This window comes from Microbulbifer sp. ABF4_148, from assembly GCF_056158985.1.
Genome location: NZ_JBSWUI010000001.1, coordinates 4066145 through 4078066, shown reverse-complemented (window position 1 = coordinate 4078066; position 11922 = coordinate 4066145). Strand labels below are relative to the sequence as shown.

At 59.1% G+C, this 11922-nt stretch carries 9 protein-coding genes; 6 read left to right on the top strand and 3 right to left on the bottom strand.

Annotation, left to right across the window (positions count from 1 at the left end):
* Positions 1-21: 21 nt before the first annotated feature.
* Positions 22-2847 carry an excinuclease ABC subunit UvrA gene (gene uvrA / locus ACXAD0_RS17905; protein ID WP_475090118.1) on the bottom strand — a complete coding sequence of 942 codons (2826 nt, stop codon included), beginning with the start codon at positions 2845-2847 and terminating at the stop codon, positions 22-24.
* A 116-nt stretch (positions 2848-2963) separates the two neighbouring features.
* Between uvrA and ACXAD0_RS17900 the strand changes: the two genes are divergently transcribed.
* The 4 genes from ACXAD0_RS17900 to ACXAD0_RS17885 all read left to right on the top strand — a co-directional run bounded on the left by ACXAD0_RS17900 (position 2964) and on the right by ACXAD0_RS17885 (position 7337).
* Entirely contained in the window at positions 2964-4370 is a 1407-nt protein-coding gene (locus ACXAD0_RS17900) for a mannose-1-phosphate guanylyltransferase/mannose-6-phosphate isomerase (protein ID WP_475090116.1), read from the top strand.
* 88 nt (positions 4371-4458) lie between these two features.
* Positions 4459-5643, top strand: coding sequence for an MFS transporter (locus tag ACXAD0_RS17895; RefSeq protein WP_475090114.1), 1185 nt, complete (start codon positions 4459-4461; stop codon positions 5641-5643).
* A gap of 249 nt (positions 5644-5892) precedes the next feature.
* A complete protein-coding gene (gene ssb, locus ACXAD0_RS17890) occupies positions 5893-6477 on the top strand; it encodes a single-stranded DNA-binding protein (RefSeq protein WP_475090112.1) in 585 nt (194 codons plus the stop codon).
* A 14-nt stretch (positions 6478-6491) separates the two neighbouring features.
* Positions 6492-7337: a sugar nucleotide-binding protein gene (locus ACXAD0_RS17885; RefSeq protein WP_475090111.1), complete on the top strand. Its 846-nt coding sequence runs from the start codon at positions 6492-6494 to the stop codon at positions 7335-7337.
* Positions 7338-7408: 71 nt separating this feature from the next.
* Here ACXAD0_RS17885 and fabB read toward each other — a convergent pair whose 3' ends face one another.
* Together fabB and fabA are read right to left on the bottom strand one after the other, a co-directional pair.
* Positions 7409-8635: a beta-ketoacyl-ACP synthase I gene (gene fabB, locus ACXAD0_RS17880; RefSeq protein ID WP_475090109.1), complete on the bottom strand. Its 1227-nt coding sequence runs from the start codon at positions 8633-8635 to the stop codon at positions 7409-7411.
* Positions 8636-8719: 84 nt separating this feature from the next.
* Entirely contained in the window at positions 8720-9244 is a 525-nt protein-coding gene (fabA, locus tag ACXAD0_RS17875) for a 3-hydroxyacyl-[acyl-carrier-protein] dehydratase FabA (protein ID WP_475090107.1), read from the bottom strand.
* Between the two features lie 252 nt (positions 9245-9496).
* Between fabA and galU the strand changes: the two genes are divergently transcribed.
* Positions 9497-10324 carry a UTP--glucose-1-phosphate uridylyltransferase GalU gene (galU, locus tag ACXAD0_RS17870; RefSeq protein ID WP_475090105.1) on the top strand — a complete coding sequence of 276 codons (828 nt, stop codon included), beginning with the start codon at positions 9497-9499 and terminating at the stop codon, positions 10322-10324.
* 32 nt (positions 10325-10356) lie between these two features.
* A complete protein-coding gene (locus tag ACXAD0_RS17865) occupies positions 10357-11706 on the top strand; it encodes a phosphohexomutase domain-containing protein (RefSeq protein ID WP_475090103.1) in 1350 nt (449 codons plus the stop codon).
* Positions 11707-11922: the final 216 nt, after the last annotated feature.

Sequence of the window (11922 nt, the reverse complement as noted above, 5' to 3'; positions counted from 1 at the left end):
GGCACCGGATCGTTTTCGGGCTTACCCCAGCATGGGGCCGAGAAAACGTCCGGTGTGGGATGCGTCCACTTCAGCGACTTCTTCGGGGGTGCCGGTGGCAATAATCTGTCCACCACCGGAGCCGCCCTCGGGGCCAAGGTCCACAATCCAGTCTGCCGTTTTGATCACGTCCAGGTTGTGTTCGATCACCACGATGGTATTGCCGTGGTCCCGCAGTCGATGCAGCACATCCAGCAGTAGTTGAATGTCAGCAAAGTGCAGGCCGGTAGTCGGCTCATCGAGAATATATAGCGTCTGCCCGGTATCGCGTTTGGACAGCTCCCGTGACAGTTTGACACGCTGGGCTTCACCGCCGGACAGCGTCGTCGCAGCCTGGCCGAGCTTGATGTAAGACAGGCCCACGTCCCTCAGGGTTTGCAGTTTCTTGGCAATGGAGGGCACCGGGTCGAAGAATTCGCGTGCGTCTTCCACCGTCATTTCCAGCACTTCGTGGATGTTCTTGCCTTTGTAGTGGACCTCGAGTGTCTCGCGGTTATAGCGCTTGCCCTTACACGTATCGCAGGGCACGTAGATATCCGGGAGGAAGTGCATTTCCACCTTGATCACGCCATCGCCCTGACACGCCTCGCAGCGGCCACCTTTCACATTGAAGCTGAAGCGGCCGGGCTTGTAGCCACGGGAGCGCGCTTCCTGGGTGCCGGCAAACAGCTCGCGGATGGGTGTGAAGATGCCGGTATAAGTGGCGGGGTTGGAGCGCGGGGTTCGGCCGATCGGGCTCTGATCGATATCGACACACTTGTCGAAATGGTCGAGCCCCTCGATGTTCTTGTGTGGCGCCGCCTTCAGGGTGGTGGCCTTGTTGAGGGCGGTTGCCGCCAGCGGGTAGAGGGTGGCGTTGATCAGGGTGGATTTACCCGAACCGGAAACGCCGGTGATGCAGGTAAACAGGCCCACCGGAATCTCCAGGTCCACCGATTGCAGGTTGTTGCCGGTAGCGCCCTCGATACGTAATACGTAATCCGGATCGAAAACATAGCGCTCTTCCGGCACAGCGATTTTCTTGCTGCCGGACAGGTATTGTCCGGTGAGTGAGCGATCACAATGGGCAATTTCGTCAGAAGTCCCGGCGACGACAACCTCGCCGCCGTGTACGCCCGCACCAGGACCGATGTCGACGATAAAGTCCGCACTGCGGATTGCGTCTTCATCATGCTCCACCACGATCACCGTATTACCCAGGTCGCGCAAATGCGTGAGGGTATTCAGCAGGCGTTCGTTGTCGCGCTGATGCAGGCCAATCGAGGGTTCGTCGAGGATGTACATCACGCCCACGAGCCCGGCGCCGATCTGACTGGCCAGGCGAATTCGCTGGGCTTCCCCGCCGGAAAGGGTTTCGGCGCTGCGATTCAGTGTCAGGTAGTTCAGGCCTACATCGACCAGGAAGCGGAAGCGATCACGCAGCTCTTTGAGGATCTTGTCAGCAATCTCTTTCTGGGCCCCGGAAAATTGCAGTGTCTCCGCAAAGTAGTGATGGGCATCGCCGACCGGCAGGGCAGTAATCTGGGCCAGGGTTTGGTTGTCAACGAAGACATTGCGGGCCTCGCGGCGCAGGCGGGTGCCCGCACATTCCGGGCAGTTCTGGGTGCTGAGGTACTTGGCCAGCTCATCGCGCACAGACTGGGAGTCCGTATCCCGGTAGCGTCGCTCGAAATTCGGGATGATGCCCTCGAAGGTGTGCTGGCGAACGGTGACATCTCCGCGGTCATTGACGTAGCTGAAATCGATTTCCGTATCGCCACTGCCGTGCAGGATAACCTCGCGGTGGGCCTTGCGCAGTTTCTTCCAGGGCTTGTCGAGGTCGAAGCCATAGTGCTCCGCCAGCGAGTCGAGCATATGGTAGTAGTAGATATTGCGGCGATCCCAGCCGCGAATCGCTCCCTCCGATATGCTGCTCTCCGGGTCGAGGATTACCTTGTCCTCATCGAAGAACTGCCTGACGCCCAAGCCGTCACAGCTCGGGCAGGCACCGGCGGGGTTATTAAACGAAAACAGGCGCGGTTCGAGCTCGTTTAGTGAGTAGTCACACACTGGGCAGGCGTGGCGGGCCGAGAACAGGCGGTCCTCTTTATCCCCGTCCATAAAGCTGATCGACGCAATTCCGTCGGTCAGCTGCAGGGCGGTCTCAAAAGACTCTGCCAGGCGCAGCTGCAGGTCATCGCGCACCTTGAACCGGTCGACCACGACTTCGATCGTGTGCTTTTTACGCTTGTCGAGCTTTGGTGTGTCGTCCAGGTCACAGACCAGTCCGTCAATACGCGCACGGACGAAACCATCGCGTCGCAGCTGTTCAAACACATGCAGGTGTTCCCCTTTGCGGTCACGCACCACTGGTGCGAGCAGCATGATCTTGGTGCCTTCCGGTAGTGCCAGGACCTGGTCCACCATCTGGCTGACCGTCTGGGCCTGCAGTGGCTCACCGTGGTCGGGGCAGCGCGGTTCACCCACACGGGCAAACAGCAGGCGCAGGTAATCGTAGATCTCTGTGATGGTGCCCACGGTGGAGCGTGGATTGTGCGAGGTGGATTTCTGCTCGATCGAGATGGCTGGGGACAGCCCCTCCACGGTGTCCACATCGGGCTTTTCCATCATCGAGAGGAATTGCCGCGCGTAGGTCGACAGGGATTCCACATACCGCCGTTGTCCCTCGGCATAGAGGGTGTCGAAAGCCAGTGATGACTTGCCTGAGCCGGATAGCCCGGTAATGACAATCAGTTTGTCGCGGGGAATATCCAGGTCGATATTCTTCAGGTTGTGGGTGCGGGCACCCCGTACATAAATCGTGTCCACTGCGCTTCCTGAGGGTTGGGCTATCGAGTGAGCGGGAAACCGGCAAGTATAATCTGACAGGGATCTGTGCCAAAATCCCTTGAGAATCTACTCACAAGTAAATGGAAAGGATGTCCATGATTCCCGTTATTCTCTGCGGTGGTACCGGATCGCGTCTTTGGCCGCTTTCGCGCGAGGCGTTCCCCAAGCAATTCCTGCCTCTCGCCGGCAGCCACACCATGTTGCAGGCGACCGCCCTGCGTCTCCAGGGGCTCAATGGGGCTGAATCCCCGATTCTGGTATGTAACGAAGAGCACCGTTTTGCGGCGGCTGAGCAACTGCAGGAAGCGGGATGTGCGGCGCAGAAGATCATTTTGGAGCCCTGTGCGCGCAACACTGCCCCGGCCATCGCCCTTGCGGCGCTGTCCGCGCTGGAATCCGGAGAGGACCCGCTGCTGCTGGTTCTGCCTGCTGACCATGCCGTTACTGACGTGGCGGTTTTCCAGCGGACGGTGGAGTCTGCCCGGGAACTGGCTGAGCAGGGTAACCTGGTTACCTTCGGTATCGTGCCCACCAGCCCGGAAACCGGCTATGGCTATATTCGCCGCGGGGAGTCTCTCGGAGAGGGTGCCTGGAAGGTCGCCGAATTTGTAGAGAAGCCCAGTGCCGAAACGGCCTCTGCCTATCTGGAAAGTGGCGAATATGGATGGAACAGCGGGATGTTCCTGTTCAGGGCTTCGCGCTTTGTCGAGGAGCTGGGCCACCATCGCGCCGATATTTTCGATGCCTGCAAGGCCGCTTTCGCCGGTGCGGGTCGCGATCTCGATTTCACCCGGATCTGCGCCGATGCCTTTGCCGCCTGTCCCTCCGAGTCCGTGGATTACGCGGTAATGGAGCACACCGAGTCTGCGGCCGTGGTACCGATGGATGCGGGTTGGAGTGATGTGGGGTCCTGGTCCGCGCTTTGGGAGCTGGCCGAGAAAGACGGTGATGACAATCTGCTGCACGGCGATGTGCTGGCAGAGGATTCCGCCGGCTGCCTGGTGCGTGCGGATAGCCGATTGGTTGGGCTGCTGGGGGTGAGCGATCTGGTGGTGGTCGATACCGATGACGCAGTGTTAATCGCCGATAAGCGCCAGGTGCAGCAAGTCAAAAAGCTGGTTCAGCGGCTGAACGAATCAGAGCGCAGTGAGGCCCTGCGTCATCGCAAGGTCTATCGTCCCTGGGGGTATTACGATTCCATTGATGCCGGCGACCGTTTTCAGGTGAAGCGCATTGTGGTCAAACCCGGCAGGCAGTTGTCTTTGCAGATGCACCATCACCGCGCGGAACACTGGATTGTGGTACGCGGTACCGCAAAAGTGACCCGGGGCGAAGATGAGCTGCTGATCTCCGAGAATGAATCCACGTATATCCCGCTGGGTGTTGTCCATCGGCTGGAAAACCCCGGAACCATCCCCCTGGAGCTGATCGAGGTCCAGTCAGGGAGCTATCTTGGTGAGGATGACATCATCCGCTTTGAGGACAAATACGGACGTCGCTGAGCACCGCCGGTGAGCGGATCTTGGCCTCCCGCCCACGGGCGCGCACTGATACAATGCGCGCCCGTTTTGTTTCTGACCGGACCTAGTCATGGACTCCTCTGAACGTCGTGCCCTTGGCGGGCTGGCGGCCCTGTATATCTTCCGCATGCTCGGCCTGTTCATGGTGCTGCCGGTATTGTCCGTCTACGGGTCTGACTACCGTGACAGTACGCCGTTGCTGATCGGTGCAGCACTGGGCGCATACGGTTTGAGCCAGGCACTGCTGCAAATCCCGTTTGGTGCCCTGTCTGACCGAATCGGCCGGAAACCCGTGATCTATCTCGGTCTGTCACTGTTTGCACTGGGCAGTGTGGTGGCGGCACTGACAGACTCTGTGTACGGCTTGATCGTCGGGCGCGTTTTGCAGGGATGTGGTGCTATCGCGGCGGCCACCATGGCGCTGCTGGCCGATTTAACGCGCGACGAGAACCGGGGCAAGGCCATGGCGGCCATTGGCGCTGCGATTGGTCTGTCTTTTTTGCTGGCGGTTGTGCTCGGTCCGGTCCTCGCCAGTCAGGGAGGTTTGCCCGCCATTTTCTGGCTGACCGCCGGACTGGCGCTCACTGGCATGCTGTTGGTCTGGCGTCTGGTGCCGAGCCCGCAGGTTGTACCGGTGCCGAGGAATTATCGACTGGAACTGAAGTATCTGGTCCGCAGCAGTGAGACCTGGGTGTTGGTTTCCGGGGTATTCTTTTCGCATATGCTGCTGACCGCCCTGTTTGTCCCGCTGCCGCTGCTGCTGGTGGATCAGCTCGGTCTGGCGACGGCATCGCACTGGAAACTCTACGCGCCGTTGCTGTTCATCTCCTTTCTGATCATGCTGCCGTTGATGCGCTTGGCGGAGATCCGCCACCGGGTGCCTCAGGCCATGGCCTGCGCGTTGGTGGGGCTTGGCGCCGGCAGTCTGGCGTTGCTGGGGGGTGTCTCAGGCGTCGTACTGGTGTTGCTGCTGGGGGTGTTTTTTGTTGCCTTCAATTTGCTGGAGGCGTTGTTGCCGGCCCAATTGACCCGCACTGCAACGGCTCAGGCCCGGGGGGCTGCGACGGGAATGTATGCCACCCTGCAGTTTTTGGGCACCTTCTTTGGTGGCGTCGCAGGCGGTTACCTGTTCGGCCTTGGGCGCGCGCCTGCGGTGGCACTGCTCGGCTTTGGTGTACTGGTGGTGTGGGCGCTTATTTGGTGGCAACTGCGCAATACCGCGCCTGCCCCCGATGGGCGTAGCGCCCCGGAATAGCCCCGCGCTGAGGGTGCGACCTGCTGTGGCTCTCTGGTCAGGCTGGTGTTGTTGAACGCTGGATAAAAATACACTGTGCGGGCCTCGACCCTGCTATCATGCCGCGATGGCTTTTGCGATTCAGTGGCTGGCAGGTCTGGCCTCCAGGAGTGATCTCCCGGAAGGTGCCGCTATCGAGCGCGAACGGCTCCTTACAGGCAACGTAAAGTTAGTTACATAGAGATAGATTTCGGTAGAGAGGAGAGGCCAATGGCCAAGGGCATTAACAAAGTAATCCTGATCGGTAATCTGGGCGGAGACCCGGAAACCCGCTATATGCCAAGTGGCGGCGCAGTGACCAATGTGAACCTGGCTACCTCAGAGTCCTGGAAAGACAAGCAGTCCGGGCAGCAGCAGGAACGCACAGAGTGGCACCGTGTGGTCTTCTTCAATCGCCTCGCGGAAATCGCCGGTGAATACCTCCGTAAGGGCTCCAAGGTCTACGTTGAGGGCTCCCTGCGCACTCGCAAGTGGCAGGACAAAAACACCGGCCAGGATCGTTACACTACCGAGATTGTCGCCAGCGAAATGCAGATGCTGGACAGCCGTGGTGACCAGGCTGGCTTTGGCCAGGGAATGGGCGGTCAGAACCAGAATATGGGTGGCCAGGGCGGATACAACCAACAGCAGGGCGGCGGCTTCCAGCAGCAGGCGGACCCTTACGCCCAGGGCAATCAGGGACGCTCCGCGCCTTCATCCATGGCGCCGTCCAACCAGCAGCAGGCCCAGGCACCTTCAAACCAGCCGCCCGCGGGTGGATTTGATAACAGCTTTGACGACGACATTCCCTTCTGAGTGACGGCCCCGTCTTGGCTGAATTCCCCACCGGTTATCAGCCGGATTCGATCGCTCTGATCGGTGCCGGCAATCAGATCGACAGCCCGTTGCAGAAACGCCTGCAGCGGGTTGGTTTCCGCGTGCAGTTATTGAGCGGTGAAGAGCTCGCCGACTTGAGGCCGGGTTCCCTGGTGATCAATGCGGCGTGTTGTGCCGGCAGTGCCGGAATGGACAAGGCTCTGCAGGTTTGCCGCGAACTGGCGCGCCGTGACGATTACACCTTCCTGATCCATATCTCCTCTTACCGCGTGTTTGCGGGCGGTGCGCGCAAACGCTATGACGAGGAGGATATTCCCAATGCAACTTCCGCAAGCGGCCGGGCGTGGCTGGAGTGCGAGCAGGCACTGGCAGGGGTGGAGAATGTCTCTCTGCTGCGGTTCGGCTGGATGGTGGATCGCAGTGAGCGGGCGCTACTGGCCCGGGTTTTGGCCAAACTGTTAGCGCGAGAACCGATGGTTGCGGACGACCAGAGCTATGGCAGCCCGGTAACTGTGGCGGATTTGGTGCGGGTGACCGTTGCTGTCGCCCAGCAGCTGGCCAGTGGTGCTCCCGGCGCGGGTATCTATCACTATGGTGCCGCCGACAGTTGCACAGCACTCGAGTTTTCCCGCGAGGTGATCGAGCGCGCGCAATCCTTTTTTGAAGAGAATCTGGGCGGAGATCTGGCACCCCTGGCGCAGACATCGGGGAATCACAGTGCAGTGCTGGCCTGCGGCAAACTGCGCGATGTGTTTGGGATCCAGCAGCGTAGCTGGCGACAGGGCCTGACACGTCAGGTGGAGCTTTGGCTGGAAAAGCTGGAGGCTGGCCGGCAGTAACGCTGGCTGCAGCGGGACAATCAAAAAGGGGCGCAGAAGCGCCCCTTTTTTATGTCCGCGGTAGCGTGCTGTTACCGAACCTTGTCAAAGATCAGGCTGGCGTTGGTGCCGCCAAACCCAAAACTGTTGGAGACGATACGATTCAGCTCGGCTTCGCGCAATTCGGTAACCAGGTCGAGTCCCTCGGCTTGCTCGTCACGCTTCTCAACATTGGCAGAGGCAGTGATAAAGCCGTGCTGCATCATCAGCAGGCAGTAAATGGCTTCCTGCACGCCTGCGGCACCAAGAGAGTGTCCGGTCAGGGACTTGGTCGATGAGAACGCGGGTACGTTATCGCCAAAGACTTCACGCATTGCGCGCAGCTCTGCGACGTCGCCTACCGGCGTCGAGGTGCCGTGGGTGTTGATATAGTCCACAGCGCCTTCGAGACCTTTGCCGTCCATGCCGGCCAGGGCCTGCTGCATGCAACGCGCGGCGCCTTCACCGCTGGGGGCCACCATGTCGTATCCGTCGGAAGTGGCACCGTATCCGGTCAGTTCGGCATAGATCGTGGCGCCACGGGCAATGGCATGATCCATCTCTTCCAGCACCAGGCAGCCACCGCCACCGGCGATGACAAAGCCATCCCGCTCGGCGTCGTAAGGGCGTGAAGCCTTGGTAGGCGTATCGTTGTAATTGCTCGACAGTGCGCCCATGGCATCGAACAGATGCGTCAGGCTCCATGCCAGCTCTTCGCCGCCACCGGCAAAGACAATGTCCTGCTTGCCCATCTGGATAAGCTCAGCGCCATTGCCAATGCAGTGTGCGCTGGTCGCACAGGCGGATGAAATGCTGTAGTTGACCCCTTTTATTTTAAAGGGGGTCGCGAGACAGGCGGAAACCGTGCTGCCCATCACCTGGGGGACGCGAAAGGCACCAACACGGCGTACACCCTTTTCTTTCAGGGTTTGCGCTGCATCGATAATGGCCGCGGTGGACGTACCGCCGGAGCCCATTACCAGTCCGGTGCGCGGGTTGGAAATATCGCTTTCTTCCAGGCCGGAGGTGCGCACAGCTTCCTGCATCGCAATGTAGGCGTAGGCAGCCGAGTCGCCCATAAAGCGCAGATGCTTGCGATCGATATGGTCTTTGAAATCGATGTCTACAGGGCCCGCAACTTGGCTGCGCAGTCCCAGTTCCCGATACTCTTCATTTTCGCGAATACCGCTGCGCCCGAGGCGCAGAGACTCTGTGACCGTCTCGAGGTCCGTGCCGATACAGGAGGTGATTCCCATTCCGGTGATAGCTACCCGACGCATATTTGGTCTCCAGTAATGCTTTTCGACAATTATTGAGGCGAGCGTACCGGAGCCTGATGACTCCGGTTGTGTTCGGCTCGTTTATTAGAAGTCGTCCGTGCTGGTGAACAGGCCTACGCGCAGGTCTTTTGCGGTGTAGATCTCACGACCATCCACTGCCACGGAACCGTCACCGATGCCCATGACCAGTTTGCGCTCAACCAGGCGGCTCATCTGGATATGGTATGTCACCTTTTTGGCGGTTGGGAGAATTTGTCCGGTGAATTTCACTTCACCGCAACCCAGCGCACGGCCGCGGCCCGGGTTGCCTTTCCAGGCGAGGAAGTAGCCGAGCAACTGCCACATGGCATCGAGGCCTAGGCAGCCGGGCATGACCGGGTCGCCGGGGAAGTGGCAGTCAAAGAACCACAGGTCCGGGTGGATATCGAGTTCGGCGATCAGCTCGCCTTTGCCGTGGGCGCCGCCATCCTTGGAGATGTGGGTGATGCGATCCAGCATCAGCATGTTGGGAGCGGGTAGCTGAGCATTGCCCGGACCGAACATCTCACCCTGCGAGCAGGCGAGGAGTTCTTCACGGGAATAGCTGCTTTTCTGAACGAAGTTACTCATTTTGTCCCCAATTTTGGGCGTTTTTGCAAGAGCAGGCATTCTAAAGTGTGGGGGTGTGATGTCCAGCCAGTCATGCAGCTTTTTGTGGCTGGCACACCCTTTGCTGACTAGATTGCAGGGGTGAACGCCGCAAATGCCCGGTTTCGGCGCAAAATCCAAGGCGGACCAAACAGGTGAACTGCGTCACAAATTTGTGCTAAGTTCCGGGCCCCGGGGGGGGCAAATTAGAACCATTGCCATAGGCAGGTCGAAATGCTGAGAAAATGTTTGTTCCCTGTGGCGGGCTACGGAACCCGGTTTCTGCCGGCCACCAAAGCCATGCCAAAAGAGATGTTACCGCTGGTCAACAAGCCGCTCGTGCAATACGGCGTTGAAGAGGCGATCGAGGCGGGGCTGAGCGAGATCGGATTTGTGACCGGTCGCGGAAAACGAGCCATCGAAGATCACTTTGATACCAATTTTGAACTGGAAGCACAGATTGCCGGTACCGGTAAAGAGCGCTTCCTGGAGTCGGTACAAGATGTGATCGACCGCGCGAGCTTTTCCTATACCCGTCAGGGGGAGATGCGTGGGCTGGGCGATGCCATCTTGCAGGGCGAGCGGCTGGTGGGTGACGAGCCTTTTGCCGTTGTGCTGGCGGACGACCTGTGTCTGTGTGACGAACTGGGTGTCCTTGGGCAAATGGTGCAGCTGCACAAGCAGTTTCGCTGCAGCATCGTTGCGGTGGAGGAAGTTCCGCTGGAGCAGATCCACAAGTTCGGTGTGATTGCTGGCAACGAAATTAAACCGGGCCTGTATCAGGTGACCAGCATGGTCGAGAAGCCCGCGGCGGAAGATGCGCCCAGTAATATGGCGATCATCGGGCGCTATATTTTGACCCCCGATATTTTTGACCTGTTGCGTGAGACGCCACCGGGGAAAAATGGCGAGGTGCAGATTACCGATGCCCTGCTGGCCCAGGCGCAGCGCGGGTGCGTGCTGGCCTATCGCTTCAAGGGGCGGCGATTTGATTGCGGGTCTGTGGATGGCTTTGTAGAAGCCACGAATTATGTTTACGAAAATATCTATTTACCGTCATAAAATGGGGATTTCTGATAGTGGAGAGTGATCTAGTGGCCGAATTGACTTGTTTTAAGGCCTATGACCTGCGGGGGCGGGTACCGGACGAATTGAATACGGATGTGGCTTACCGGGTAGGGCGCGCTTTTGCCCAGTTCCTGGGCGCGAAGAAGGTCGTGGTCGGTCATGATATTCGCCTGACCAGTGGCGAGCTGACCGATGCGCTGGCCAATGGCTTGCGCGATGCGGGTGCAGATGTCTTTCATATCGGCGAGTGCGGTACCGAGGAAGTTTACTTTGCCACTTTCCACGGGGATTTCGACGGTGGTATCTGCGTGACCGCGAGTCACAACCCCATGGACTACAACGGCATGAAATTTGTTCGCGCAGGCAGTCGCCCGATCAGTGGGGATACCGGCCTGCTCGATATCAAGCGCCTGGCGGAAGAAAATGATTTTCCGGCTGTTGCCCATCGTGGCGACCTGCAGCGTTTCGAAAGCCGTGCGGATTTCGTCAAGCACCTGCTTGGTTATATCGACACCACATCGCTCAAGCCTCTCAAGCTGGTTTCCAATCCGGGTAATGGTGGTGCCGGTGCGGTTGTCGAGGCGCTTGAGCCGCACCTGCCGTTTGACATTGTGCGCGTGCATCACGAGCCGGATGGCAATTTCCCGAATGGTATCCCCAACCCGATCCTGCCAGAAAACCGTAGCGCGACTGCAGAAGCCGTGAAAGCCAGTGGTGCTGACTTCGGTATGGCCTGGGACGGTGATTTCGATCGCTGTTTCTTCTTCGATGAGCAGGGTGAGTTTATCGAGGGTTACTATGTGGTGGGCCTGTTGGCGGAAGCCTTCCTGGCCAAGCACAAGGGTGCCAAGATCGTGCACGATCCCCGCCTGGTCTGGAATACCCAGGACATTGTCGAGTCCGCGGGTGGCGAGCCGGTGCAGAGCAAAACCGGACACGCGTTTATCAAGGAACGCATGCGCAAGGAAGACGCCATTTACGGTGGTGAAATGAGTGCGCATCACTACTTCCGCGACTTTGCCTACTGTGACAGCGGTATGATTCCCTGGCTTTTGGTGGCGGAGTTGGTCAGCTCTTCCGGCAAGTCCCTGTCCCAGCTGGTGGGTGAGCGCATGGCCGCCTTCCCCTGCTCAGGCGAAATCAATTCCAAGGTGGCGGATACTGCGGCATTGCTGAAAGCGGTTGAGGAAAAATACGGCCCGGACGCGGACAGTGTCGAGCACGTGGATGGCCTCAGTATCGCCTATCCGGACTGGCGCTTTAGCCTGCGTATGTCCAATACCGAGCCGGTGGTTCGCCTGAACGTCGAGTCCCGAGGTGACGTCGCGTTGATGGAAGCCAAGACGGCCGAGTTGCTGGAGATGATTCAGGGGTGAATGGCGCTATTGGCTTAGGGGTGCGCCGTGGCAATTCTGCTGCGGCCGGTCCTGTGCCTGTCTCGCTGTAGAGACTTCCCTCCAGGCGCTGCGCGGCCATCTTTGGCTGCGCAGGGTCTGACTCAACACCCGTCTTCGCAGGGTTTTCATTTCTGCCTGTCATCACCTTCCCGCATCTATCCGGGCAGCCCCAAGCCCTTCTTTTTCTTTATTTTG

Coding starts and splice junctions, on each gene's coding strand:
- ACXAD0_RS17900 (WP_475090116.1), top strand. CDS start 2,964: ATGATTCCCGTTATTCTCTGCGGTGGTACCGGATCGCGTCTTTGGCCG.
- ACXAD0_RS17895 (WP_475090114.1), top strand. CDS start 4,459: ATGGACTCCTCTGAACGTCGTGCCCTTGGCGGGCTGGCGGCCCTGTAT.
- ssb (WP_475090112.1), top strand. CDS start 5,893: ATGGCCAAGGGCATTAACAAAGTAATCCTGATCGGTAATCTGGGCGGA.
- fabB (WP_475090109.1), bottom strand. CDS start 8,635: ATGCGTCGGGTAGCTATCACCGGAATGGGAATCACCTCCTGTATCGGC.
- fabA (WP_475090107.1), bottom strand. CDS start 9,244: ATGAGTAACTTCGTTCAGAAAAGCAGCTATTCCCGTGAAGAACTCCTC.
- galU (WP_475090105.1), top strand. CDS start 9,497: ATGCTGAGAAAATGTTTGTTCCCTGTGGCGGGCTACGGAACCCGGTTT.